At 31.4% G+C, this 24,966-nt stretch carries 28 protein-coding genes; 18 read left to right on the plus strand and 10 right to left on the minus strand.

All coding sequences use genetic code 11. The features are described from left to right. Positions 1-5 precede the first annotated feature (5 nt). From Q0935_RS10600 to Q0935_RS10635, 8 genes are all read left to right on the plus strand, one after another. Positions 6-914 carry a ParB/RepB/Spo0J family partition protein gene (locus tag Q0935_RS10600; protein ID WP_299252207.1) on the plus strand — a complete coding sequence of 303 codons (909 nt, stop codon included), beginning with the start codon at positions 6-8 and terminating at the stop codon, positions 912-914. Next, positions 904-1,518 (plus strand): DUF5683 domain-containing protein, encoded by a 615-nt coding sequence (locus Q0935_RS10605; protein ID WP_299385700.1) that lies wholly within the window; start codon positions 904-906, stop codon positions 1,516-1,518. Before Q0935_RS10600 ends, Q0935_RS10605 begins: the two co-directional genes overlap by 11 nt. 97 nt (positions 1,519-1,615) lie before the next feature. Beyond that, positions 1,616-2,317, plus strand: a complete 702-nt coding sequence (gene dapB, locus Q0935_RS10610) for a 4-hydroxy-tetrahydrodipicolinate reductase (protein ID WP_299385703.1) — start codon at positions 1,616-1,618, stop codon at positions 2,315-2,317. A gap of 77 nt (positions 2,318-2,394) precedes the next feature. Beyond that, on the plus strand, positions 2,395-4,116 hold the full coding sequence (gene lepB, locus Q0935_RS10615) for a signal peptidase I (RefSeq protein WP_299385706.1): 1,722 nt from the start codon (positions 2,395-2,397) through the stop codon (positions 4,114-4,116). A gap of 3 nt (positions 4,117-4,119) precedes the next feature. Next, positions 4,120-5,424, plus strand: a complete 1,305-nt coding sequence (locus tag Q0935_RS10620) for an AAA family ATPase (RefSeq protein WP_299385709.1) — start codon at positions 4,120-4,122, stop codon at positions 5,422-5,424. Beyond that, a complete protein-coding gene (locus Q0935_RS10625; protein ID WP_299385712.1) occupies positions 5,424-6,653 on the plus strand; it encodes a tetratricopeptide repeat protein in 1,230 nt (409 codons plus the stop codon). The genes Q0935_RS10620 and Q0935_RS10625 overlap by 1 nt, the downstream gene beginning before the upstream one ends. Next, the gene (locus Q0935_RS10630) at positions 6,653-7,270 is read left to right on the plus strand and encodes a WbqC family protein (RefSeq protein WP_299385714.1); all 618 of its coding nucleotides are present in this window, start codon (positions 6,653-6,655) and stop codon (positions 7,268-7,270) included. Before Q0935_RS10625 ends, Q0935_RS10630 begins: the two co-directional genes overlap by 1 nt. Continuing rightward, positions 7,270-7,584 (plus strand): DUF6122 family protein, encoded by a 315-nt coding sequence (locus Q0935_RS10635; protein WP_299385717.1) that lies wholly within the window; start codon positions 7,270-7,272, stop codon positions 7,582-7,584. The genes Q0935_RS10630 and Q0935_RS10635 overlap by 1 nt, the downstream gene beginning before the upstream one ends. Positions 7,585-7,629: 45 nt before the next feature. Here the strand turns inward: Q0935_RS10635 and Q0935_RS10640 are convergent, their stop codons facing one another. The 8 genes from Q0935_RS10640 to Q0935_RS10675 form a co-directional block, all read right to left on the minus strand. Further along, entirely contained in the window at positions 7,630-8,652 is a 1,023-nt protein-coding gene (locus tag Q0935_RS10640; protein ID WP_299385719.1) for an endonuclease/exonuclease/phosphatase family protein, read from the minus strand. 1 nt (position 8,653) lies between these two features. After that, complete coding sequence (locus Q0935_RS10645; protein ID WP_299385722.1) at positions 8,654-9,538, minus strand: rhomboid family intramembrane serine protease; 885 nt, start codon at positions 9,536-9,538, stop codon at positions 8,654-8,656. Further along, entirely contained in the window at positions 9,538-10,293 is a 756-nt protein-coding gene (locus tag Q0935_RS10650) for a rhomboid family intramembrane serine protease (RefSeq protein ID WP_299385725.1), read from the minus strand. The genes Q0935_RS10645 and Q0935_RS10650 overlap by 1 nt, the downstream gene beginning before the upstream one ends. Further along, a complete protein-coding gene (gene mutL, locus Q0935_RS10655) occupies positions 10,293-12,149 on the minus strand; it encodes a DNA mismatch repair endonuclease MutL (protein ID WP_299252137.1) in 1,857 nt (618 codons plus the stop codon). The genes Q0935_RS10650 and mutL overlap by 1 nt, the downstream gene beginning before the upstream one ends. Before the next feature lie 7 nt (positions 12,150-12,156). Continuing rightward, positions 12,157-12,429 carry a riboflavin synthase subunit beta gene (locus tag Q0935_RS10660; RefSeq protein ID WP_299252134.1) on the minus strand — a complete coding sequence of 91 codons (273 nt, stop codon included), beginning with the start codon at positions 12,427-12,429 and terminating at the stop codon, positions 12,157-12,159. A gap of 5 nt (positions 12,430-12,434) precedes the next feature. Then, positions 12,435-12,659 carry a hypothetical protein gene (locus Q0935_RS10665; RefSeq protein ID WP_299252131.1) on the minus strand — a complete coding sequence of 75 codons (225 nt, stop codon included), beginning with the start codon at positions 12,657-12,659 and terminating at the stop codon, positions 12,435-12,437. 305 nt (positions 12,660-12,964) lie between these two features. After that, positions 12,965-13,447, minus strand: a complete 483-nt coding sequence (ribH, locus tag Q0935_RS10670) for a 6,7-dimethyl-8-ribityllumazine synthase (RefSeq protein WP_299385728.1) — start codon at positions 13,445-13,447, stop codon at positions 12,965-12,967. A gap of 25 nt (positions 13,448-13,472) precedes the next feature. Further along, positions 13,473-14,252, minus strand: a complete 780-nt coding sequence (locus Q0935_RS10675; protein ID WP_299385731.1) for a tetratricopeptide repeat protein — start codon at positions 14,250-14,252, stop codon at positions 13,473-13,475. Positions 14,253-14,378: 126 nt separating this feature from the next. On the opposite strand from Q0935_RS10675, the gene Q0935_RS10680 reads away from it, so the two are divergent. The 4 genes from Q0935_RS10680 to Q0935_RS10695 all read left to right on the plus strand — a co-directional run bounded on the left by Q0935_RS10680 (position 14,379) and on the right by Q0935_RS10695 (position 16,782). Next, positions 14,379-15,458 (plus strand): DNA replication/repair protein RecF, encoded by a 1,080-nt coding sequence (locus Q0935_RS10680; RefSeq protein ID WP_299252121.1) that lies wholly within the window; start codon positions 14,379-14,381, stop codon positions 15,456-15,458. Between the two features lie 70 nt (positions 15,459-15,528). Next, entirely contained in the window at positions 15,529-15,948 is a 420-nt protein-coding gene (locus Q0935_RS10685) for a hypothetical protein (protein ID WP_299385732.1), read from the plus strand. A 46-nt stretch (positions 15,949-15,994) separates the two neighbouring features. After that, complete coding sequence (locus Q0935_RS10690) at positions 15,995-16,291, plus strand: DUF721 domain-containing protein (protein ID WP_299385734.1); 297 nt, start codon at positions 15,995-15,997, stop codon at positions 16,289-16,291. Positions 16,292-16,590: 299 nt separating this feature from the next. Next, entirely contained in the window at positions 16,591-16,782 is a 192-nt protein-coding gene (locus Q0935_RS10695; protein WP_055437464.1) for a cold-shock protein, read from the plus strand. Between the two features lie 135 nt (positions 16,783-16,917). Here the strand turns inward: Q0935_RS10695 and Q0935_RS10700 are convergent, their stop codons facing one another. Together Q0935_RS10700 and Q0935_RS10705 are read right to left on the minus strand one after the other, a co-directional pair. Further along, positions 16,918-19,482, minus strand: a complete 2,565-nt coding sequence (locus Q0935_RS10700) for a M4 family metallopeptidase (protein WP_299252111.1) — start codon at positions 19,480-19,482, stop codon at positions 16,918-16,920. A gap of 103 nt (positions 19,483-19,585) precedes the next feature. After that, the gene (locus tag Q0935_RS10705) at positions 19,586-20,005 is read right to left on the minus strand and encodes a nucleoside-diphosphate kinase (RefSeq protein ID WP_055437462.1); all 420 of its coding nucleotides are present in this window, start codon (positions 20,003-20,005) and stop codon (positions 19,586-19,588) included. A gap of 90 nt (positions 20,006-20,095) precedes the next feature. Between Q0935_RS10705 and Q0935_RS10710 the strand changes: the two genes are divergently transcribed. The 6 genes from Q0935_RS10710 (at position 20,096) to Q0935_RS10735 (ending at position 24,960) form a co-directional block, all read left to right on the plus strand. Then, positions 20,096-21,115, plus strand: a complete 1,020-nt coding sequence (locus Q0935_RS10710) for a bifunctional oligoribonuclease/PAP phosphatase NrnA (RefSeq protein WP_299385735.1) — start codon at positions 20,096-20,098, stop codon at positions 21,113-21,115. Then, positions 21,108-21,650 carry a gliding motility-associated peptidyl-prolyl isomerase GldI gene (gene gldI, locus Q0935_RS10715; protein ID WP_299385737.1) on the plus strand — a complete coding sequence of 181 codons (543 nt, stop codon included), beginning with the start codon at positions 21,108-21,110 and terminating at the stop codon, positions 21,648-21,650. Before Q0935_RS10710 ends, gldI begins: the two co-directional genes overlap by 8 nt. A gap of 9 nt (positions 21,651-21,659) precedes the next feature. Continuing rightward, positions 21,660-22,892, plus strand: a complete 1,233-nt coding sequence (locus Q0935_RS10720) for a peptidylprolyl isomerase (protein WP_299385739.1) — start codon at positions 21,660-21,662, stop codon at positions 22,890-22,892. A 226-nt stretch (positions 22,893-23,118) separates the two neighbouring features. After that, entirely contained in the window at positions 23,119-23,916 is a 798-nt protein-coding gene (locus tag Q0935_RS10725; RefSeq protein ID WP_299385741.1) for a hypothetical protein, read from the plus strand. A 50-nt stretch (positions 23,917-23,966) separates the two neighbouring features. Beyond that, a complete protein-coding gene (locus Q0935_RS10730; protein WP_299385743.1) occupies positions 23,967-24,392 on the plus strand; it encodes a hypothetical protein in 426 nt (141 codons plus the stop codon). A 97-nt stretch (positions 24,393-24,489) separates the two neighbouring features. Next, on the plus strand, positions 24,490-24,960 hold the full coding sequence (locus tag Q0935_RS10735) for a hypothetical protein (RefSeq protein WP_299385744.1): 471 nt from the start codon (positions 24,490-24,492) through the stop codon (positions 24,958-24,960). The last annotated feature ends 6 nt before the right edge of the window (positions 24,961-24,966 follow it).

Here is a 24,966-nt window from a genome sequence, read left to right on the forward strand (position 1 = left end):
GCAAAATGGCGAAGGCAACAAAAAAACAGGCTTTAGGTAGAGGCCTTTCGGCTTTATTAAAAGACCCAAGTAACGATATACAATCTGTACAAGACAAAAATGCAGATAAAGTTATTGGTAATATTGTGGAATTAGAATTGGATTGTATTGAAATGAATCCGTTTCAACCACGTACAAGTTTTAACGAAGAAATGTTACGCGAATTAGCATCTTCTATTAAAGAACTTGGTGTAATACAACCTATAACGGTAAGAAAATTAGGTTTTGAAAGTTACCAATTGGTTTCTGGAGAACGTCGTTTTCGTGCTAGTAAATCTATAGGTTTAGAAACAATACCTGCATACATACGTATAGCAAACGATCAAGAAAGTCTAGAAATGGCATTGGTAGAAAACATCCAACGTCAAGATTTAGATCCTATTGAAATTGCTTTATCCTACCAACGTTTAATTGACGAAATTCAATTAACACAAGAGCAAATGAGTGAGCGTGTTGGTAAAAAACGTTCTACAATTGCAAACTATTTACGTTTATTAAAGCTTGATCCAATTATTCAAACAGGAATGCGTGATGGCTTTTTATCTATGGGTCATGGTCGTGCCATTATTAATATTGAAGATCAAAGCATTCAATTAGATATTTACGAGAAAATATTAGCCAATAAATTATCGGTTCGTGATACAGAAGCATTAGTTAAAAACTACAATGCTACAGACGAAGTTGTTGTACCTAAAAAACCAACAAAAGAAGAATTGCCAAAGTTTGTTAAAAAAGGAGTAGCCGCTTTTTCTGAATACTTTGGACATAAAATAGACGTTAAAGTAGCTAGTAATGGTAAAGGAAAAATAACAATTCCTTTTCATTCTGAAGAAGATTTTAACCGTATTAAAAAGTTAGTTGAAGGTGAGAAATAAATTCTTTATATCCATCTTTTGTTTACTGCTTAGTCTTTCCGCTTCAGCGCAAAAAGGCAAAGAGAAAAAAGCAGAAGACAAAAAACCTGAATCTACAGAAAACGTAGAGGGCTTAGTTATTGTACCAGCAGATTCTGCATTGGTACGTAAAGAAATAGACCCATTACGTCCTGCTAAAGCAGCATTCTACTCTGCTGTTTTGCCTGGTTTAGGTCAAGCTTACAATAAAAAGTATTGGAAAATACCTATTGTTTATGCTGCTCTTGGAACTGGTATTTATTTTTACATTGATAACAACAAACAATACAACCGTGTGCGTGATGCATACAAACGCCGTTTAGCAGGTTTTGAAGACGATGAATTTCAAGACAGATTAACTGATGATGGTTTAATTGAAGCTCAAAAAACACTTAAATCTAACAAAGAGCTATCGCTATTGGTAACTATAGGCTTGTATGCTTTAAATATTATAGATGCCAATGTAGATGCGCATTTATTACAATATAATGTAGACGAGAATTTAAGCTTAAAACCACATTATAAAATTGATGAATTCGATAAAACAGGATCCTTTGGTTTAACAATGAGTTTAAAATTGAATTAAGCATTAAAAAAAAATAGTTCTATTTTTACTAAAGTGAAATTTAGAAACATAAAATAAACAGTCTCCATTCTTCAATGGGATTTAAAAACAACTTTTAATGAAAATTGCTTTACTAGGCTATGGTAGAATGGGCAAAACAATTGAAGCTATTGCTTTAAGTCGTGGCCATGAGATTGTTATTAAAACATCTGAAACCGTAACTAACGATATTACAAAGGCAGATATTGCTATAGATTTTAGCGTACCAAGTGCTGCTTTTGGTAACATTTCTAACTGTATTAATAATAATATTCCTGTAATTTCGGGAACTACAGGTTGGCTAGAAGACTATAACAAGATTATAGATTTATGCAAACAAAAAAATGGCGCTTTTATCTATGCTTCAAATTTTAGTTTAGGTGTAAATATATTCTTTGAATTAAATAAAACACTAGCAAAAATGATGTCTGCTTTAAAAGATTACAATGTTGGTCTTGAAGAAATACATCACACTCAAAAATTAGATGCACCAAGCGGAACAGCAATTTCTTTAGCCGAAGATATTGTAGAAAACCACAACCAATTTAATTCTTGGGAATTAGATGGTAATGAAGAAAATGTACTACCCATTACTGCCAAGCGTATTGAAAATGTGCCAGGAACACACAACATTACATACACAAGCGAAGTAGATACTATAAAGATAGAACACATAGCACATAGTCGCCAAGGTTTTGCCTTAGGTGCTGTGGTTGCTGCCGAATGGCTCGTTGGAAAAACAGGTGTTTACACAATGAAAGACGTGTTAAATATTAGTTAACTAAAAATAAAAATGTAACATTTGCGAAAGCAAAAACACTAATAGCTTTTATTAACTATTAGTACAAAATATAGATTATGGACGGAACACAATGGATTATATTTTTCTTGATTATTCAATTAATTCATGGATTAGCCACTTGGAAATTATATATAAAAGCAGGTCGTAAAGCATGGGAAGCCTTTGTTCCTGTTTACAATGCTGTTATTTTAATGAAAATAATTAATAGAGAGTGGTATTGGACTATCCTACTCTTCTTACCAATTGTAAACCTAATTATGTTTCCTGTAATCTGGGTAGAAACAGCAAGAAGCTTTGGTAAAAACTCTAGATTAGATACCATTTTAGCAATAGTTACTTTAGGTTTCTATAACTTTTATTTAAACTATGTTGCAGAGGTTAATTATGTTGAAGACCGTAGTTTAAAAGCAAGAACTAGTGCCGGAGATTGGATAAGCTCTATCCTATTTGCTGTTGTTGCAGCAACTATTGTGCATACGTATTTAATTCAGCCATTTGTTATTCCTTCATCTTCTTTAGAAAAAACATTATTAGTTGGAGATTTTCTATTTGTAAGTAAGTTTCATTATGGTGCCAGAGTACCAATGACAACAGTTGCCTTACCAATGGTACACGATTCTATTCCGAAGACAAAAATGAAATCGTATTTATTTGACGATAAATATGAAGAGCGTAACACCTCATGGAAAAACAAACTGCAATTGCCTTATATGCGCTTGCCAGGTTTCCAAAATATAACTCGTAACGAAATTGTTGTTTTCAATCAGCCAGCAGATACGTTGTTGGATATGAACGATTTTACACCAGATAGAAATTACTACAAACCAATAGACAAGAAAACCAACTTAGTAAAACGTTGTGTTGGTATTCCTGGAGATAATTTAGAGCTTAGAGAAGGACACGTTTATATTAACGGTGAGAAAAATGTACTACCAGACCGCGCACGTTTACAGTTCTTTTACAAAGTAAAAACTAGTGGAGATATTCGTACATTATTTAATAAATACGAAATCACAGAAAGTAGTGCCAACGAAACGTATTACATAGAAAACAAATACTTAGACGACCCGAAAATAAAAGATTTTATAAGCGCAAGTACCGATGTAAGTCTTAACATTATTAAAAGAGACTCGCTAAGAACAGAAGTTTCTGGTAGATTAAACCAACGCTTTTTTAATCGTTTAAAAATGTCTGTTGCAAATACCAACTATATTGGTAACATGACGGAAGAACTTGCTGCTAAAGTGGCTAAAGATCCTACTGTTATTTCTGTAGAAAAAGTAAACTCTGAAACTCCAGATTCTCGTTTATTTCCTCAAGATTCTGAATACAGTTTTACAGCAGATAATTTTGGACCAATTTACATTCCTAAAAAAGGAGAATCTTTAGATTTAACTATTAAAAACTTCCCATTATACAAACGTGTTATTGGTGAGTACGAAAGAAATACAATTACCTCTCGCGGAAACCAAATTTTAATAAATGGTGAAGTTGCTACAAGTTATACTTTTAAGCAAGATTACTATTGGATGATGGGAGATAACAGACAAAACTCTATAGATTCTAGATATTGGGGATTTGTACCTTTCGATCATGTTGTTGGTAAGCCTGTTTTAGTATGGATGAGTTTCGATACTATTAAAAAGAAAATACGTTGGGACAGACTATTTACTACTGTACATGGTACTGGAAAAACAACATCTTACTTAATTCCTGTATTAATTTTAATTGCTGGAATAGTTGGTTTTAACCGCTTTAGAAAGCGCAAGAAAAAATAAACTATGGATAATTCGTTACTAGAAAGCTTATTAAAAGCACTTGAATTTTCGCCAGAAAATAACGAGTTACGCTTTCAAATTGCAAAGATTTATCTTAATAGTTTTAATTATACTGAAGCTGAAAAACATCTTATTTCTCTATTAGACAGAGACAATAAGAAAGCATACAAGTATTTATTAGCCAAATGTTATTACAATCAAGAAAAGTATAATTTAACCGAAGTTATACTAGAAGAACTTACAGAGAATAGCAATGACATAGACCATCTAGAATTGTATTGTAGTGCGCTACTAAAGCTAGAAAATCATGCCGAAGCATTATCTATTTATCAAACGATTTTAGAAATAGATAATAGATATTATAATCCTGATTTCGAGTCGGTTTTTAAACTTGCTGTTACTAGTGAAGCTGACGATTTTATTGACGAAGACGCAATTTCAATGCTAAAAAAACCAGACGTTAATTTTAGCGATGTTGGTGGTATGGAAAATGTAAAGGAGGAAATAGATTTAAAAATTATAAAACCACTACTCCACAAAGATTTATATAAAGCTTACGGAAAAAAAATTGGAGGTGGTATTTTACTTTACGGTCCTCCAGGTTGTGGAAAAACACACATTGCAAGAGCAACTGCTGGAGAAATTGATGCCAATTTTATAAATATTGGTATTAATGATATATTAGATATGTGGTTGGGAAATTCTGAAAAGAATCTTCATGAAATCTTTGAAACTGCAAGAGAAAACAAACCTTGTGTTATTTTTATAGATGAAATTGATGCTCTAGGTGCCAATAGAAACGATATTAATAAAACAGCAGGACGTACAGTTATTAATCAATTCCTATCCGAATTGGATGGTATAGATTCAGACAACGATGGCATTCTTGTTTTAGGTGCAACAAATGCGCCTTGGTATATAGATCCTGCTTTTAGAAGGCCAGGACGTTTTGATCGTATTATTTTTGTAGCACCTCCAGATGATAAAGCTAGAGAATCTATTTTTAAAATTCAGTTAGAAGGAAAACCAACAGAAGATATTGACTTAAAGCAATTAGCAAAAAAAAGTAAAGAATATTCTGGTGCAGATATTAAATCTAGTATTGATATTGCTATAGAACAAAAGTTATTAGAATCTTTTAAAGATGGTATTCCAAAGCCTCTAAAAACAAAAGATATTATTAAAGCTTTTGGTAAAATGAAACCTTCTACTAAAGAATGGTTTAGTTCTGCTAAAAACTATGCTCTATATTCTAACGATTCTGGATTATACGACGATATTTTGACTTACTTGAAAATAAAAAAATAATGGAAAGTCCTAATTTACAAAGAGGTCTGCAATTATTTGAATTAGGAAGATTTAAAGAATCTATACCATATTTTCAAAATGCTTTAACAGAAAATGCAGAAGATTTTGATGCCAAATACTTTTTAGCACAATGCTACTTTCAGTTAGATGATATCGACAAAGCTTTTACAGTTATTACAGATTTAAGAAAAATTTATCCTAACGAAGCTGAAATATACTTTTTATTGTCTCAAATTCACCTTCACGAAAGTAGATTTAAAGAGGCAAACGAAAACGTTGATATAGCCATTGAAATAAATCCAGATAACGAAAACTATTTTGGACAAAAGGCCTATATCCTTATTAATACCAAACAATTTGAAAGTGCTTTAGATTTTGCAAACGAAGGCTTAAGAATCAACTCTAAAAATACCTTTTGTTTAAACGCAAGAACAACTGCACTTACCAAATTAAACCGAAAAGATGAAGCGGCTTCATCCATAGAAAACCTTCTTAACGATAACCCAGAGAATGCTTATTCTCATGCTAATGTTGGATGGTCTCACCTGGAGAGTAACAAGCCTAAGGAAGCTTTAAAACATTTTAAGGAGGCTTTAATGTTAGATCCTAATTTAGATTATGCCAGAAGCGGAATGCTAGCTGCCATGAAATCTAAAAACAAGATTTACAATCTGTATTTAAGATATTCTTTTTGGATAAGTAACAAGTCGCAAAAAAACCAATATATTTTTATAATAGGTTTATACATTGCCTATCGTGTTGCATTAAAATTACTATCGGCAAGCGGATTAACAATAATAGCAATTCCTTTAATAATTGCATACTTACTATTTGCTTTAGGCAGTTGGATTATGGGTCCTTTATCTAATATGATTTTGCTATTTGATAAATTCGGAAAATACCTTTTAGATAAAAAAGACAAGTTAAGCGGACAAATTATGTTTGGGCTTTTAGTGAGTTCATTACTATTTTTCGGAGTCTATTTTATACTTAACAATCCGCTTTATGCACTTATTAGCGCTGCATGTTTAGCTGCTATATTACCTTTAACACGTGCTGCTTTATCAGATAATGATAAGTCTGAAATTATTAACTACATTTATGGAATAGCCATGCTATTAATAGCAGCTTTTGGTACCACCTTAGGTTTCCCATTAGGTACAGTTGCAACAGCAGTTGGCGTTCTATTTATTGCCTACACTTGGCTAGGCAGCTTTTTAATAAAATAATGACAATACTTATACATCCAACCTATTTTCCAACCATTGCAACTTTTGTAGCCATTACAAAAGCAGATCATGTTATTTTAGAAACTCAGGATAATTACCAAAAACAAACCTATAGAAACCGCAGCTATATTTATGCTGCTAATGGTAAATTACAATTAAGTGTCCCAGTTGTTTTTAGTCAGAAAAACAGACAAAAATACAGTGAAGTACAGATTGCAAACGATTATAAATGGCAGGATAACCATTGGAAATCTTTAGAATCTGCCTATAGAACGTCACCTTTTTACGAGTATTATATAGACGAATTACAGCCACTTTTTACAGAAACCTTCAATAGTATTTTAGAATTTAATATGAAGTGCTTAGAAGTTATTTGCGAATGTCTTCAGCTGGAAATAAACATTACAAAAACCGAAGTTTTCGAAAGAGAACCTGAAAACATAAAAGACTATAGAGGTTTAGTAAATGCTAAAAAAGAAAACATTATTGCTTTAGAACCTTACAATCAAGTATTTTACACTAAACACGGCTATATTAACAATCTAAGTATATTAGATTTACTTTTTAATGAAGGTCCTAATACTATTAGCTATTTAGAATCTCAAAACATTCTGTAATGTACCAAAGCATTATACATTATGGTATTCACTTTTTACTGCCCTTAGCTGTAGCTTTATATTTTTTTAAACCACAATGGAAAAAGGCTTATATAATTATGATTTTAGGCATGTTAATAGACTTAGATCATTTATTAGCAAACCCAATATTTGAAGCCAACCGTTGTAGTATAAATTTTCATCCCTTACATAGTTACTATTTAATACCGTTGTACATATTCTTAGTATTTCCAAAGAAAACAAGATGGATAGGTTTAGGATTATGTATTCATATTCTTGCGGATGCTGTAGATTGTTGGATGATGAAAGGTTGAAGTTGAATAATAAAACTAATTTACCCTTTTCCTGATGCCTTTTTCTTAATCCAAACTAACCTTAGCCATAATAGGAAAGTGATCTGAATACTCAACATCATAAGTTTTAAAACCATTCACTTTAAAAGCAGGATCAGCAAATATAAAATCAATACGCATTGGAAAAAACTTGAAGTTATACGATCTTCCAAAACCGTTTCCAGCCTCTTTAAAGGTATCTACCATATCTCCTTTTACTTGCTTATAAACATAAGAGAAAGCGGTATTATTAAAGTCTCCGCAAATAATAGTTTTATACTTACACTTATTTCTATGCTTTAAAAACAAATCGGCTTGAGACTGTTGCATTTTAAATGTTTTACCAACACCATTAAATAATTTCTCAGATTCTTTAGTGGTTAGGGTTTCAACTTTCGGGTCTATACGTAACGACTGTAAATGTATATTATAGATTCTAATAGTGTCTTTAGCCTTTACTATATCTATATAAATAGCATTATTAAAGGTATTTGGGAACTCTACAGATCCAGAATTTATTATTGGATAATTAGAAAAAATCGCTTGTCCGTAGTTTTTCTTTTTTCCTAAAAGCTTTTCATATTTATACTTGTAAAAAGACAATTTTGTACTTTCTCGTGGATGGTATTCTTCTAAAGCTAAAACATCTGGTAATTCTGTTTTTATAAAATCGACTAACTTCTCTTCGGTATCATCATTAGGGATCCATTTATAGAGATTAAATAATCTCACATTAAAATTCATAATAGAAATATTGTTTTCATCCTCTATGGTCTTCGATTCAGAAAACTTATACAAAGAGCCAAAAATAGAATATCCAATAGCTAATATAAGTAACGATAATAGCAGTTGTTTTTTTATTTTAACTAGCCAATAAACAAAAAACAAAACATTTAACAGTATTAATATTGGGACACCTAAACCCAACACAGAGAGGGCTGCAAACGTTTTTGGAGGCAGTAATGGTAAGATATAAGAAAGCAGTAAAATAAATGCCACAACAGAGTTGAAGAAGAACATTATTTTTTCGAAAAACTTTAATTTTCGCATTTTACTTTCCTGCTTTAAATAGATATTCTTTTTCTGCGGCAGAAAGACTATCGTAACCGCTTTTACTAATTTTATCTAAAATAAGATCTATTTTCTTTTGGTTATTAAACTCACTAAATTCGCCTTTAGTATAACCACCAACCTTAGATTTATCTTTATAAACTGTTTTAAGATTTCCTTTTTTACTCGCCTTAAACCATGTTGTAATTTTACTTACTGTATTACTAAACCAACTCCCAATATCATTTCCTTTATCTAATTGTTTAGTATAAATATATCCAAAAACAGCTCCTCCTAAATGAGATAATTCTCCTCCTGCATTTGCATAAGGTATTAAAGCTATAAATGAAATAAGATACAATACTGTTAGCACCCAAAGCTTAAGCTGAAACACACCAAACAAGTTTAAGACATAGTTTGGGGATTTAGTGGTTGCACCGACTAAAACTGAAAAAACAGAAGCAGAAGCACCTAGTAATATCGCAGATTCATCTACCAAAGCAGGTAAGAGATTATACGAGACAACAAATACTAAACCACCTACTAATCCACCAACAAAGTAGTAGTTAATAAGTTGTTTTACAGAAAAGAAGGTTAAAAATATACGTCCGAAATAATACAAAGCAATCATGTTTCCTAAAAGATGCCAAAAACTAGTATGCATAAAAGCATAAGTAAGAAACGTCCAAGGTTTAAATATAAGTTGATTTAAATCTTCGGGTAGCGCTAAGTAATCTTGAAATAATAATAAATATGATTTTGTTGCTAAAAAATAGACGGTATTAAAAAGTGCTACAACAGCAAAAACACCAATGTTTACGAAAATTATTTTTTCGTGAACAGACGCTAAATTATACTTGTATTTTAAATCTGAAAGCAAACTCATTAATTAGCTCTATTTTTTTTGATTAGTTGTTTCTTCCAATACCACATCATAATAAATCCTGTAATTGCGCCACCTATGTGTGCCATATGCCCAATATTTGTAGAACCTACTAATGGTGTTCCTGTTAAAACTGCAGAAACAACATCTCCTGCTACATAAGCCATAACTAAATATTTAAGCTTAATAGGAATTGGAGGAAACATTAGCATAAACTCTACATTTGGAAACAAATAAGCAGTTGCAACAGCAACACCCATAACTGCACCAGAAGCGCCTAAACTAATTTTGTTAAAATTAGTAACTAAGTTTTTAAAAGAGTTCTCTGTTAATAATGACTCCCAAGCAGGATAATACTTTCCTTGACTTAGCGTAGACATTATATCTGTTTTATTAAAACCTGAATTAGTTAATGTATTTATTGCTAATTCTATTTGTATGTAATCTACTAAAACACTTAAAACCACCGCTCCTAATCCTGCAGAAAAATACAAAATTAAAAACTTATTCTTTCCTATCGCCCTTTCTAGCAACGTCCCAATAAAAATAAGCATTAGCATGTTAGACAATAAGTGCATGAAGTCTAAATGCATAAAAAAGTGTGTTACTACCTGCCAAATATGGAAATCGTTATTTAATGGATAATACATAACCATCCATTTGTTAAACAAGGTTGTATCTCCAAGCGTAATTGATGCTACAAAAAATATAACATTAATAATTACAATATGCTTTATTACTTCTGTTAACTTAATCATTATACAAACTTTTTATCCAACTCGTCTACAGTCATCGTTACAAACGTAGTTCTATTAGTTGGTGAAACGTTAGGTTCCTTACATGCAAAAAGTGAATTCACTAAATGCTCTTGTTCCATTATTGTTAGGCTCTGTCCTGTTTTTATAGCCAAACTTTTAGCTAAAGATTTAGCGAGTAAATCTGTTGGACTAAAGTTACTATCAGGCACTTCATTTTCCACGTCATTAATAAGTTGTTCTAAAATAATAGACACTTCACTTTCAGGAACACTTACTGGAACTCCTGAGATTTCTACTAATTCTTCTTTTATGGTTTGAAAAATAAAACCTGTATGTTCTAAATCTGTTTTTAATTGATTTATAATATTAATTTCTTGTGGTGAAAAATGAAGCTGTAGCGGAAACAGTAATTGCTGACTCATAGCTTCTTTAATCGTCATGTTTTTTAAGAAATCTTCATACAGCACACGTTGGTGCGCACGATGCTGATCTATTAATAACATACCAGATTTTATAGTACTTACAATGTATTTATTATGAAATTGATATGTACTTTGCTTCTTCTCTACTTGATTATCATTATCGAAAATCGACTCGTTTTTAGTCGCACTTTCAAATTGAACCTCGCTAAAATCTTGTTGTGTTTGTGTCCCTTTAGATTCTAAACCTACATACAAACTTTCCCAATTAGAACTTGGTGTCTTTTTGTAAGAACTATTACTTACAGTTCCGCTATTACTAGATTGTTTTTCTTCTCTAAACGGATTAAAACTTCTATCGATTTCTACAGAAGGCTCTCCTTTTTGTTGGTAGCTATACGGTGTATCTAAATTTGCATCTCGGTCGAAATCTAAAACAGGTGCTATATTAAACTGTCCTAAACTGTGTTTTACTGCCGAACGTAAAATGGCATACAATGTATGCTCGTCGTCAAACTTAATTTCAGTTTTTGTAGGATGTATATTTATATCTATTGTTTGTGGATTCACCGTTAAATTTAAAAAGTAACTTGCGTGAGCTCCATCTTTTAAAAGTCCTTCGAAAGCAGATCCTATTGCATGATTTAAGTATGCACTTTTAATAAATCTATCGTTTACAAAGAAAAATTGTTCTCCTCTAGTCTTTTTAGCAAACTCTGGTTTACCAACAAAACCCGATATTTTTAGTACTTCGGTATCTTCGTCTACAGGAACTAATTTTTCATTTGTTTTTGTTCCAAAAATATTTACAATACGTTGTCTGTAATTACTATCTGGAAGGTTAAACGTCTCACTACCATTATGAAACATTACAAATCCAATATTAGGATGCGCTAATGCCACACGATGAAACTCGTCTACAATATGGCGTGTTTCAACTGTATTAGATTTTAAAAAATTACGTCTTGCAGGAATGTTATAAAACAAGTTTTTAACCGAAATAGAAGTCCCTTTTGGTGTTACCACAACCTCTTGGCTGTTTACAGTACTACCTTCAATTTCTATACAAGTGCCAACATCTTCGTTTTCTTGCTTTGTTTTTAATTCTACATGTGCAATTGCAGCAATACTTGCTAATGCTTCACCTCTAAAACCTTTAGTGTTAAGTAAAAAAAGATCGTCTGCTGTTCTAATTTTAGAAGTTGCATGACGTTCGAAACTTAATCTCGCATCTGTAACGCTCATACCTTTACCGTTATCGATAACTTGTACAAGTGTTTTTCCTGCGTCTTTAATTATAAGTTTTATTGTGGTTGCTCCAGCATCAATAGCATTTTCCAGCAATTCTTTAACAACAGAAGCAGGTCTTTGCACAACTTCTCCTGCTGCTATTTGGTTTGCAACATGATCTGGTAATAATTGAATGATATCTGCCATTTACAGCTTAAAAAAATATAGTGAGATCGAAATCGATTATAAAAAGAAAAATTAAGACTAAAACGGAAATAATAATTAACACACGTCTGTTAACGGCTTTATCTGGTGAATTTTGATATTCATCTACAGCTTTTAGCAATCGCTTTTTAAGACCACCAGAAGCTTCTAATGTAGAGCGTTCGGAATCAAATTTACCTTTCATAGCAAACGGACTCCCATCACCCTCATAAAAACGAGGCTTATAATTATAACGCTTATTTTGTTTTAGTTTAAGTCCCATAACAATTATAGTTTATATTCAAGATAGTACATAACTGCAATAATAATGCCTAATAATAAAAGTAATAGCGGTAAGCCCATTTTACGTTTACCTGCACCTGTTTTCCTGGTACGTTTCCACTCTGAGGTCATCTCTCGCTTAGCATCAAAATCCGTTTTTGCATCCTTGATTTCGTCTTTAGAAAACCTAGAATTATAATTAAACGTTTTGTTTTTTCTATTATTAAACACAGTGTTATTTTATACTATTGAAATACACTCAAAAGTACTGAAAATACAGAAGAATTTATATAATGAAATGCTAAATTTGTTAACAGACACTTGCTAAAAGCAATATAAAGAGACTGAGTACATGTTAGGTTTATATGGAAAGCGAAGCAACTTTAAGTATCGTTTTTAGTATAAAACATAAAAACCCAACTGAAATTCATTTAGTTATCACAGAAGTTTGTTCCTAAAAAAACAGTAGTTGGTACTTGTTTAAAGTATATTCTGTTTTAAAATCTATTAGATTAATAACAGAATATTAAATACTACTATAACTTACTAATAACGGCCATTTTAATAGCAGCTACAGCAGCTTCTGTACCTTTATTACCATGTATACCTCCAGAGCGCTCGATACCTTGCTGCTCGTTATTATCTGTTAATACACAGAAAATCACAGGCACATCGTGCAGTATATTTAAGTCTTTTATACCTTGAGAAACACCTTCGCAAACAAAATCGAAATGTTTAGTTTCACCTTGAATTACACTTCCTATTGCAATAACAGCATCTACATTTTGTTTTTGCATTTTTTTAGAACCGTATATTAACTCAAAACTTCCAGGAACGTTCCAACGTGTAATGTTTTCTGGTAATACGTTATGCTCGATTAGCGTTTCGTAAGCACCTTTATACAAACCTTCTGTTATATTGTCATTCCATTCTGAAACAACAATCCCAAACCGAAAGTCCTTCGCGTTTGGGATTGATGCTTTATCGTATTCCGATAAATTATTATTTAATGTTGCCATGTTTATTTTCCGCTATAGCGATAAATTATTTGTTTGACATTGCTTGCGCTTTCCCAATAAACACTTCTACTGAAGAAGCTTCAGGTGCATTAGGATAAGTATCTTTAATAGTATTGAAATAACCTAAAGCTTCAGAAGCTTTTCCTAAATTTAAAGCAGTAATACCGGCTTTGTAAAAGAATGTAGGTGCAGTTAATTCGTTATTTCTCATTTTTGCAGCTTGTAAGTAATACTTTAAAGCTTGCTCTGGTTGCTCTAATTGCATAAAAGCATCTCCAATAGATCCTTTTGCCATAGGTCCAGCTGCTTGATCTTCACTTTCAAATTTATCTAAATGCGTAATTGCATTTTTATAATCTTTTAAGTTTAAGTAAGCCATACCAGCGTAATAGTTTGCTAAATTAGAAGCAGGTGTTCCACTGTATTCTTTTATAATATCTAACATACCATATTTACCTTCGCTACCTTTTAGTGAAACGTTGTAAAGAGAATCGCTAGAAATACCATTTGCAGCATCGTTAAATTGCTTTTGTGCGTGGTACATTTCGTTCATTCCATCTTCATTTGCTGGTTCTTGAACTAATTTAGTGTAAGCTAAATAACTTAAAACTAAAGCCGCTACAACTCCAATAATAATGAAAATGTATTTTTGATTAGCAGCAACAAAGTCTTCTGTTTTAGAAGCTGTCTCATCTAAGGCATCAAATACTTCCGCAGTTGTTGAGTTTTCTCCCAAGTCTTGCTCGATAACTTCTTGTTCTTTTTCCGTTTTTGGTTTGTAACCTCTTTTCTTATAAGTTGCCATGTATATTTTTATTTATGCCTCGCAAAAATAAAATATTTCTTCATATATAAAAGCTTATTTATTTGTTATTTTGCAAGCCACATATATTTGTAAAAATAACAGCTACAACATTTGTGAAAATAGTCTATGATTTTAAAATCACTTTCCTTAGTAAATTACAAAAATTTCGAGAGTAAATCTCTAATTTTTAACGACACCATAAACTGTCTTGTTGGTAACAATGGCGTAGGTAAAACAAATATTTTAGATGCTATTTACCACCTCTCTTTTGGTAAGAGTTATTTTAATCCTGTGGCCTCTCAAAACATTAAACATGACGAAGAATTCTTTGTTGTAAATGGCGATTATAGTAAGGAAAATAAATCTGAAAAGATTGTAGTTAGCCTAAAACGCGGTCAAAAAAAGGTAATTAAACGTAACGGAAAGGCATATAATAAGTTTAGCGAGCATATTGGATTCTTACCTTTAGTTATAATTTCGCCTGCCGATAGAGATTTAATTACAGAAGGAAGCGATACCCGAAGAAAATTTATAGACAGTGTTATTTCGCAAAGCGATAAAACCTATTTAGACGATTTAATTAAATACAATAAAACACTAGCGCAACGTAACAGTTTATTAAAATACTTCGCGCTTAATAATACTTTTAATATTGATACGCTAGAAGTTTACAATAGCCAATTAACAGATTTTGGCACTAGCGTTTTTAATAAAAGAAATGCTTTTTTAGAAACCTTCATCCCTATTTTTAAGGCTAGATATAAAGCCATAAGTAATGGTAACGAAGTTGTAGATTTAGTTTATAAAAGTGATTTGTTTGAAACAGATTTAAACACATTACTTAAACAAGTTATTAATAAAGATAAAATGGTACAATATACTAGTGTTGGTGTACATAAAGACGATTTAATCTTTAATATAGACAGTCATCCTATTAAAAAGTTTGGTAGTCAAGGACAGCAAAAATCATTTTTAATTGCGTTGAAATTAGCACAGTTCGATTTTATAAAGCAACAAAGTGGTTTTAATCCTATCTTATTGTTAGATGACATTTTCGATAAGTTAGATGAAGAACGCGTAACGCAAATAATAAAATTGGTGGACGATGAAAACTTCGGACAATTATTTATTAGCGATACACATGCTGAACGAACAGAAAAAGCCGTAAAACAAGTACATCAATCTTATGAGATATTTAAGTTGTAATTTGTAGTGTCATTGCGAGAAGTGACGCAGGAACGACGTGGCAATCTTTTAATTATATAAAATTCACACTATGAAGAAAAATATTTTTGTTTTATTAGTATCTATTATCGTTTTTAGTTGTTCTCAAAAACCAAAAACTTTAATAGCACACCTTGATGGCTATTGGGAAATTGAAAGTGTATCATTATCTAATGGCGCAAAAAAGGATTATAACGTAAACCAAACTGTAGATTATATTTCTATTGGTGATAATTTAAAAGGTTTTAGAAAAAAAATGAATCCTCGTTTTGATGGTAAATATGAAACTTCAAAAGATTCAGAAATACTTGAACTAAAAATAGAAAACGATAGTTTAAACTTATATTATTCGACAGAATTTTCTAAATGGAAAGAAACCGTTTTAATGGCAAATAAGAGTCAGTTAAAAATTATCAACCAAAATAACGATGTATATTTATACAAACGTTTTATTCCTATTATAGTAGAGTAAATTACTAATTTAATAAATGAGCCTTCCAATGTATTGGAAGATAAATATGGCAAAAAGAAACAATAGTATTTTAAACATTCAAGACGCACTACAAGATTTTGTAGAAAGTAATAAATTAGAAAAAGGATTAGACAAGGTTAATGTTCGCGATGCTTGGGTAAAATTAATGGGTAATGGTGTCAATAATTACACAACTTCTGTAGATATAAAAAACGAAACGCTTTACGTGCAATTAAGTTCTAGTACTTTAAGAGAAGAATTAAGCTACGGAAAAGATAAAATTGTAAAAATGCTTAATGACGAATTAGGGAAAGATTTAATAAAAAAGATAGTATTAAGGTAGTTTCTCACTAAATCAAGCTATTACTACTCCCTATAAAACACAGCTATATTCTCTTTTATTTTTAATATAAAAAACATTAAAACTTCAAAATCAAATAAACCTTTATTTGGTTTTATCTGTAATTTAAAAAAGCGCACAAGTACAAACATGTTACGAGAATATTAAAATAAACTTAGTATCAATCTGTAATTAAGACAGATACATCAATATTATTAAATTGTAATCAAAAAAAATAAAAGCAGATTCTTTAATAAAAAATATTATATTTGTTACTTATTATAAATTTAATATTTTTTAAAATGGCTCAAGGCACAGTAAAATTTTTCAATGATTCTAAAGGATTCGGTTTTATAACTGAAGAAGGATCAGACAACGACCATTTCGTACACATTTCTGGATTAATCGACGAAGTTCGTGAAGGAGACGTAGTAGAATTTGACCTTCAAGAAGGTAAAAAAGGTATGAACGCAGTAAACGTAAAAGTAGTATAATTATATATATTCAATTTACTTTATTACAAGTTAAAGCTCACTATTAGTGAGCTTTTTTTGTTTTAATGCTGTTACAACAACAGCAAAAAAAAGCGCAACTATTGGTTGCGCTTTTTTACTTTATATTATTTCTTTTTATTGCTTCATTAATTTAATAACACTCTTAGTTTCTTTAGAAACAACCGTCATAAAATACAATCCTGAAGCAACATTCGATAAGTCGATTGCTTTAGTTTCGTTCATATTAGACAGATCTACAGTTTTAATAAAACGACCGTTAATATCATAAATTTCGGCTTTCACTAAATTTATTTGTCCTGTTTTCTTTAAGTTAAAAGTTCCGTTTGATGGATTAGGATACACTTTAACAAAGTTACTTATTGCATCAAACTCTGAAACAGATAATGAATAATCACAGTTATAAACAGTTAACTCGTCTAAAAACCAACCTTCACGACCGTTACATCCATCAGTTCCTAAATCGAATCTAAAACTTATTATACTATTTGCAGTAACACCTAAAGATGATAAATCGATAACACTTGTTCCCCAACTTCCTTTGTTAGAACCAGGATCTGTACCTGTAAAAGCAGCTTGACCAGCCATAGGATTATCATTTCCGGCTCCTGCTGTATTTAACAATCCATTATAACCATTATTAATAAAGGCAGCAGTAGGCAAATTAGCCCAAGCTCCTGAGTCTATTTTATATTTAATGTTTCCACCATCCCAACTAAGTTCTGTTCCAACATAATGATTAAAAGCCATTTCAAAAGTACCTGTTGTAATATTTGGCATTGTAATTTCCGGACTTACCAATCTCATGATTCCATTTTGGAAATCTGTTGCGCAATCTCCTCCATAAGTATCACCTATAGGTGCATTTATAGCATAAATACCTGTTCCTACTCTCCCATTTGGAAGCGTTGCTTCTAATTGCCAATCTCTTGCCGTCCAAGTTGCAGTTGATGCTACTTGCTCAACAGTCCAACCTATCATTCCTGTTTCCCAATCTTCGAAAAAGATTGGATTATTTATACCTGCATCACAAATTGCTGGAGCATCTCCTATAATAGGTGTAAAACCACATTGTGTAGGCTCTATACGCAATTCTACTGCTAACACAGCATTTACAACTTGTTGCACATCGAAAGCTGTGATTATTTCTCCTGATGGTCCTGCCGTAGCTGCAGTTGTAGATAAACCTTCAAGGTTAATGCCTATTAAATCGTTAGCAGAAGCTTCTAAAGCATTTGCTAAATCTGTAAAATTACTTGTTCCTGTTAAATATTGACTCTGTGCTCTCCAAAATATATGAGCAGCTTTTGTAAAACCAATACCTGTAATTACTTGTCCATTATAACTTCCTCCATCAACCAACAAAGCATAAGCATGATTTGGTACACTTGAATTTATATGCACTCCTCCAGAATCTCCATCACTACACCAATACTGTCCATCTGTAACTTTTCCTGGATGCCCATTACAATTAGGGTTCCAAAGATCACGAATTGGAGCACTAAAAAATGTAGCGTCCTCTCCCATTCTCCATCTGTCTGAACTATTACAACCATTTCTTAAAGAAAAATCTTCTCCAGCATCTTCGTAATTATTAATTAAATCTATGGTTTCTCCCCAAATATCTGAATACGACTCATTAATAGCTCCAGATTGCCATGCATAAATTAAACCACTTGTGTACTCTGTATAGGCGTGTCCCCATTCGTGAGCAATAACATCGTCTGCTGCAGTACCGTCTGTATAATTTGTAGTCGTACCATTCCAACTTGCATTTGCTACATTAGGATTATTATTTATGGTAAGCATTTTTCCGCCAGCGCCATCAAAAGATTCGAAACCAAAAGTGTTATTAAAAAAATGATACATGTGTGCAGAAGTCTCTACCTCATTTTTTTGCCATATTGTTAATGTTCCAGGAAAAGGATCTCCTTCTTCCCAAACAGTGTTTGATAAATCATTTTCGAAAACCTCACGATCTAACGCATGTGCAATACCTGTAAACTGCTCTACAATATTTCCATTGTGTGCGTTTACAAATACAAACTCCCTTACATCGTTGTTGTTTCTTACTTCAATTTCATAAACCAAATAATTAGCACCTTTAAAGCCTTGCGCTAATCCTTTTTGGAACACATATAACTTACTCTGGTGCGCTTGTAATGCATCACCCGAATTATTAATATCTTGATTTTCGATAGTTTGAATAGCAATTGCATTAGCTTCAGTTTTAGATAAATTAACTGTAGCATTCAATTTAATATCTGTAATATAATTACCGTTTATAGCCGTTAAATTGTTTTCAGCATTAAAATGAAATAATAATTTTCCATCGTAAACAGGTACTCCATTATATAGCTGATTTAAAACAACATGCTTAAGTCCTAAATTATCGACTTCTTCTACTTCTAATTTAAAAATACCGTTGGTATCTTTAATATTGTAAATTGATTTGTTTTCATTTAAAAAATTGAACGCCTTTTCTACAACCGAATTACCATTCAGTTTTAAAGGATTATCGTTCGAGAATTTAATAAATTTAGGAACGTTAGAATCTTTGTTAATGGTAACAAATGCATTTGTTTTTTGTTTAAAGTTTTCAATAGCTCTTTCTGTGGTTTGCGCTTGAGAAAAAGCCGAAAACAAAAAGCAAACTAAGAGTAGACTTTTAATAATTTTCATAGAGATTTTTTTTAGTCTCGCTAAATTACTTGATTATCAGGTACAAAAAAAGCCCAACTCGTTAAAGTTGGGCTTAAATGTGTGTTTTTACCGTTTAAAAGTCTTAAAACATCTCTCTTCCTGAGAAATGAAAAGCACCTTCAATTGCAGCATTTTCATCACTATCACTTCCGTGTACAGCATTCTCTCCTATTGAAGCAGCATATAGTTTACGAATAGTACCTTCTGCAGCATCTGCAGGATTTGTAGCACCAATTAAAGTTCTAAAATCATCAACAGCGTTATCTTTTTCTAAGATGGCAGCTACTATAGGACCACGTGTCATGTACTCAACTAATTCTCCAAAGAAAGGTCTTTCGTTATGTACTGCGTAAAATGCTTCAGCATCAGCTGTAGTCATTTGCGTTAATTTCATTGCTACGATTCTAAAACCAGAAGCATTAATTTTTTCTAAGATTGCTCCAATATTTCCTTTTTCAACAGAATCAGGCTTAAGCATTGTAAATGTTCTATTTGTTGCCATTTTAATTTTTTATAAATTTGGTGCAAAAGTAGTACAATTCTATTTATAAACAATAATTTTCAATATTAAAAAATTGTATCTTCGCAACCTATGACTATACAAGATATTTTAGAGATAAAAGCACTCTTATCGACACCAAAAAAAATAGCAATTATACCGCATAAAAATCCAGATGGAGATGCAATTGGCTCTACACTAGGTTTATTACATTATTTATTACAACTTAATCAAGATGCTAAAATTATTGCTCCCAATGATTTTCCTGACTTTTTAAAATGGCTACCAGGTGTAGAAACCATTAAAAATCATGAGATGGAAATGGAGGAAACAGAAGCATTTATAAATGATGCAGATGTTCTTTTTACTTTAGATTTTAACGCTTTTCACCGTACAGGTAATATGGAAACCGTTTTGGCTAATAGTAGTGCTTTAAAAATAATGATTGACCATCACCAGCAACCAGACGACTATGCTAAATATATGTTTAGCGATGTGTCTATGAGTTCTACTTGTGAAATGGTTTATCATTTTTTAGATAAACTTGATGCTTTAGACAAAGTAAATGCACAAATAGCAACTTGCCTTTATGTTGGTATAATGACAGATACAGGATCGTTTAGATTCCGCTCTACAACAAGTACAACACATAGAATTATTGCTAATTTAATAGACAAAGGCGCAGACAATACTGCAATACATAATAATGTTTACGATACTAATAGCTACAACCGTCTACAATTATTAGGTTGTGCTTTAAGTAATTTAAAAGTATTGCCAGAACATAAAGCAGCATATATTACGTTATCTCAAAAAGAGTTACGCGATTTAGATTATAAAAAAGGAGATACAGAAGGTTTTGTAAACTATGCCTTATCGCTTAACGATACTGTTTTAGCAGCTATTTTTATTGAAGATAAAAAACAAGGTATTATTAAAATATCTTTACGCTCTAAAGGTAACTTTTCTGTTAACGAATTGTCTCGTGCTCATTTTGAAGGTGGAGGCCACACAAACGCTGCTGGAGGTAAAAGTGACACTTCTTTAGAAGAGACCGTTGAAAAATTTATTAGTATATTACCTGCTTATAGTAAAGCCCTAAATAATGAATAAACTTATACTTCTACTCTTTGCTTTTACTTGTGTTTTTGCTTGTAAATCGCCAGAAGCTAGAAAGCCAGAAACTGTAAAAACAGGTTCTTTTATTGAAGAATCTGCTATACGCAACAAAAAGCTATACGAAGCTGAGGAAAAAGCAATAGAAGCCTACATTACTGCACAAAGTACTAAAGAATTTAAAGCTTCAGAATTTGGATTTTGGTTTTCTCAAGACTCGTTGGTTAGTGTTGACAATTCTAAATTACCAGAATTTAGCGACATCGTTAATTTTGACTATTCTATTTCTGCTTTAAACGGACAAGTTATATATTCGGCTTCAGAATTAAAAAATAGAAATTACGCCATGGACCAAGAAGAACTTTTTACTGGTTTACGAGAAGGTTTAAAACTAATGAAAGCTGGAGAAACATATACCTTTATATTCCCATCGCAAAAAGCATATGGTTATTATGGAGATGAAAACAAGATTGGTAGAAATACACCTATAATTAGTCAAGTAACAGTAAACTCAATTACAACAAAACAATAATTACTAAAAATGAAGAACATTAAACACACTATGAAATTTTTAAGCCTTGTCTTATTCGCACTAGTAAGCATGAGTGCATCTTCTTGCCAAGATAATAATCAATATCCAGATTTAGAAGATGGATTATATGCGCAAATTGAAACTACTAAAGGTACAATGGTTGCTAAATTGTTTTACAAAAAAGCACCAGTAACTGTTGCCAATTTTGTTGGCTTAGCAGAAGGAACACACCCGAGTTTAGAAGGTGACTTAAAAGGAAAACCTTTTTACGATGGTATTATTTTTCACCGTGTTATGGATAAATTCATGATTCAAGGTGGAGACCCAACAGGAAGTGGAACTGGAAGCGCAGGATTTAAATTCTACAGCGAATTCGATACTACTTTAAGCCACGACAAACCAGGCATTTTATCTATGGCTAACTCAGGAGGTTTAAACACTAACGGTTCTCAATTTTTTATTACCGAAGTACCTTTTACAAGGTTAGATGCTTTTACAGCAGATGGTAGCTTAAAAAATTGTAATGCTGGTGGTACAAGTTGTCACCCTGTTTTTGGAGAGTTAGTAAAAGGTTTAGAAGTACAAGATTCTATTTCTAACGTTGCCGTTTCTAAAGACAGAAATACACTTAACAAACCTTTAGAAGATGTAGTAATAAACAAAGTAACAATTATACGTAAAGGAAAAGATGCTAAAGCTTTTGATGCACCTAAAGTATTTACAGAGTTAGAACCTCTTTTACCACAACGTTTAGAAGATATGCAAAAGAAGCAAGTTGAACTAGCAAAAGAAAAATCTAAAGCTGCTGCCGAAGACTTTAAAAAAGCTAATGCAGATTTAGCTGGAGATATTTTTGAGTCTCCAACAGGAATGGTAATGATACTTAACAAAACTGCTAACGGTGAAAAACCAAAAAGCACAGATAAAGTATTAATTAAAACAAGTGGTTACTTTATGAATGGTAACTTACTTTACACAACAGATGTTGAAGTTGCTAAGAAATTAAACCAATACGATGAGCAACAAGAAAAAGGTGGTGCTTACAATTCTTTTCCAATGATTTATAATGAATCTGCAGGTTTAGTTGCTGGTTTTAGAGAAGCAATGCTAAGAATGAATGTTGGGGATAAAGCAAGAGTCTACGTACCTAGTTATTTAGGTTATGGAGCAAGCGGACGTCCTCCAAGAGTTCCAGGAAATACAGATTTATATTTTGATATTGAAATAGAAGGTATACAGTAATAAAATTCTAAAATTTTTTACAAAAAAAGCCTTTCAGTTTATTCTGAAAGGCTTTTTTTATACTCTTAACGATCCCTTTAAAAGGAAGCATCTACTACTCTATTCTTCTTGATATTTTAAGTAAAATAACTTAACTTCGTTTAAAATATTCTTTTACTTAAAGAATTACAAACCAATATTTTACTACTATCGCTCATACATTAAAAACCTAATGCAATCTCTAATTATGAAAAAAACTGCGACAATTTTACTTATTCTTTTTATGGTAACCTCTGTTTTTTCTCAAGTCCAAGAATCCGATTTAATTGGTACTTGGTCTGTTATAAAACTAGAAATTAACACTGCCAATTTAGACAACATTGATAGAGAACATTACGAACCTTTAAAAAAAGCTCTTAAAGAGTCTATATTCGAGATAAATGCTGACAAAAGCTTTACACTTAAAATTGATTTTAAAGATTTAGAAGATTATGTTCAAAATGTGATTTGGTCTTTTAATAAAGAAATAGCAATGCTTACTGTTAATGATAGAATAGGTGGAAAAAACGAAGATGAAGGCACCATAATAGATTTTAAAGTATACGAAAATAAAGGGCAATTTTTATTTACAGCATTAGATGATCTCTTTTATTTATATGTAAAAAAAGATAACGTTTCTACAACAAATCCAGAATACGCATATAAAACATTAGAGATTAAACATGGTGATGCAAACGAATTTAGTGACAGTAATCTAGCCAATATTTGGACCGATGCCAACAGCCTTAACGACCTTGCGTGGCATGCCTACTTAGAACATAACGATATTGATGTTTTACTTAAAGCTATTAAAATAATAGAACGCTCTGTTGCATTACAGAGAAACACTTTTAATTTAGATACTCACGCTTCATTATTATACAAAACAGGCAATTACACCAAAGCCTTAAAAAAAGCGAAAGAAGCTATTGAAAGTGCCAAAAATGATAATATAGATTACAGTGAAACTACTAAATTAATCGATAAAATTATTGACAAATTATAATCATTATAGCGTACTCGAAAATATAATATAAAAACACAATATTTATAATAATGATTTCAGAGCAGATTAATTCTCAAGCCAACAAACAGAAAATAAATATAAGTGAACCTTCAATATTGATTAGGATTAGTAAAGCTTTTAAACACTCTATGTCGGAAAGAGAACTTTATGACTTTACTCGCGGTTTTTGGAAAGTTAAAATTAAGAATGCTGAAAAGGCGATATATGGTTTTGCAATTTATCGAGGTGTAATTCAAGAAGTTTACGAAATTTCAAAATGGCAGAAAGCTGGCTCAACAGAAAATGTACGGAATTCAAATATTGCTGAACTAAAAAAAATAGAAAATCGTTTAGAGTTTATTGGAGAAATTGCAAAAAATAGTATCAGAGAAAAATATCGATTTAAATCAGTAGCACATTATTTCAAAAAAGGAAATTCGAATCCAATAATGTATATTAATATAAATGAAAAATAACTTGCTTTAGTATATCATAAACACTAAACCGCTTGTTCTCGATATTTGACATGACGAATAAAAATAGATTAACTTCGTTTAATATGACTAAAACACTATGCCAAAAGAATTAAAATTAGAAATTGAGCCGCACAATTTCAACACATTTATTCTAAAATCAATTTTATCCATTTTATTAATTCTCTTTTTAGCATTTATTCTCTTTGTGTTTGTAACACCAAATTTGAAAGACAATTACACGCTACCAATAAAAATAATTACAGTTTTATTTATCCTAATTTTAGTGTCACAATTTATTTTTAGTCCTACAATATATCTGTATTCGATATGTATTTCAGAAACAATAACAGAACTAAAATGGCAGAAAAACGGAAAACATAAATGCCAACAATTTACTAACGCGAAAATTACAACAGAAGTAATTCCAAATGGTAAAAACAATCCTTACCTAAAATTAGAAATTAACGACAAGGATTCTCAATTAATACTAAAACAGCACACAATTGGAGAATGGACTTTTAATAGACTTAAGAAAACTGAAAATGACATAGAAAAATACTATGCATAAAACCGA

The organism is uncultured Lacinutrix sp. (assembly GCF_947500605.1).
GTDB lineage: Bacteria > Bacteroidota > Bacteroidia > Flavobacteriales > Flavobacteriaceae > Lacinutrix.

Bases quoted from the DNA above. Each gene is read 5' to 3' on its own strand.
- Q0935_RS10635 (WP_299385717.1), top strand. From the start codon at position 7,270: ATGTACCAAAGCATTATACATTATGGTATTCACTTTTTACTGCCCTTA.
- lepB (WP_299385706.1), top strand. From the start codon at position 2,395: ATGGACGGAACACAATGGATTATATTTTTCTTGATTATTCAATTAATT.
- ribH (WP_299385728.1), bottom strand. From the start codon at position 13,447: ATGGCAACATTAAATAATAATTTATCGGAATACGATAAAGCATCAATC.
- Q0935_RS10620 (WP_299385709.1), top strand. From the start codon at position 4,120: ATGGATAATTCGTTACTAGAAAGCTTATTAAAAGCACTTGAATTTTCG.
- Q0935_RS10690 (WP_299385734.1), top strand. From the start codon at position 15,995: ATGGCAAAAAGAAACAATAGTATTTTAAACATTCAAGACGCACTACAA.
- Q0935_RS10695 (WP_055437464.1), top strand. From the start codon at position 16,591: ATGGCTCAAGGCACAGTAAAATTTTTCAATGATTCTAAAGGATTCGGT.
- Q0935_RS10650 (WP_299385725.1), bottom strand. From the start codon at position 10,293: ATGATTAAGTTAACAGAAGTAATAAAGCATATTGTAATTATTAATGTT.
- mutL (WP_299252137.1), bottom strand. From the start codon at position 12,149: ATGGCAGATATCATTCAATTATTACCAGATCATGTTGCAAACCAAATA.
- Q0935_RS10680 (WP_299252121.1), top strand. From the start codon at position 14,379: ATGATTTTAAAATCACTTTCCTTAGTAAATTACAAAAATTTCGAGAGT.
- gldI (WP_299385737.1), top strand. From the start codon at position 21,108: ATGAATAAACTTATACTTCTACTCTTTGCTTTTACTTGTGTTTTTGCT.
- Q0935_RS10640 (WP_299385719.1), bottom strand. From the start codon at position 8,652: ATGCGAAAATTAAAGTTTTTCGAAAAAATAATGTTCTTCTTCAACTCT.
- dapB (WP_299385703.1), top strand. From the start codon at position 1,616: ATGAAAATTGCTTTACTAGGCTATGGTAGAATGGGCAAAACAATTGAA.
- Q0935_RS10645 (WP_299385722.1), bottom strand. From the start codon at position 9,538: ATGAGTTTGCTTTCAGATTTAAAATACAAGTATAATTTAGCGTCTGTT.
- Q0935_RS10660 (WP_299252134.1), bottom strand. From the start codon at position 12,429: ATGGGACTTAAACTAAAACAAAATAAGCGTTATAATTATAAGCCTCGT.
- Q0935_RS10730 (WP_299385743.1), top strand. From the start codon at position 23,967: ATGATTTCAGAGCAGATTAATTCTCAAGCCAACAAACAGAAAATAAAT.
- Q0935_RS10685 (WP_299385732.1), top strand. From the start codon at position 15,529: ATGAAGAAAAATATTTTTGTTTTATTAGTATCTATTATCGTTTTTAGT.
- Q0935_RS10720 (WP_299385739.1), top strand. From the start codon at position 21,660: ATGAAGAACATTAAACACACTATGAAATTTTTAAGCCTTGTCTTATTC.
- Q0935_RS10725 (WP_299385741.1), top strand. From the start codon at position 23,119: ATGAAAAAAACTGCGACAATTTTACTTATTCTTTTTATGGTAACCTCT.
- Q0935_RS10630 (WP_299385714.1), top strand. From the start codon at position 6,653: ATGACAATACTTATACATCCAACCTATTTTCCAACCATTGCAACTTTT.
- Q0935_RS10675 (WP_299385731.1), bottom strand. From the start codon at position 14,252: ATGGCAACTTATAAGAAAAGAGGTTACAAACCAAAAACGGAAAAAGAA.
- Q0935_RS10735 (WP_299385744.1), top strand. From the start codon at position 24,490: ATGCCAAAAGAATTAAAATTAGAAATTGAGCCGCACAATTTCAACACA.
- Q0935_RS10705 (WP_055437462.1), bottom strand. From the start codon at position 20,005: ATGGCAACAAATAGAACATTTACAATGCTTAAGCCTGATTCTGTTGAA.
- Q0935_RS10700 (WP_299252111.1), bottom strand. From the start codon at position 19,482: ATGAAAATTATTAAAAGTCTACTCTTAGTTTGCTTTTTGTTTTCGGCT.
- Q0935_RS10710 (WP_299385735.1), top strand. From the start codon at position 20,096: ATGACTATACAAGATATTTTAGAGATAAAAGCACTCTTATCGACACCA.
- Q0935_RS10600 (WP_299252207.1), top strand. From the start codon at position 6: ATGGCGAAGGCAACAAAAAAACAGGCTTTAGGTAGAGGCCTTTCGGCT.
- Q0935_RS10625 (WP_299385712.1), top strand. From the start codon at position 5,424: ATGGAAAGTCCTAATTTACAAAGAGGTCTGCAATTATTTGAATTAGGA.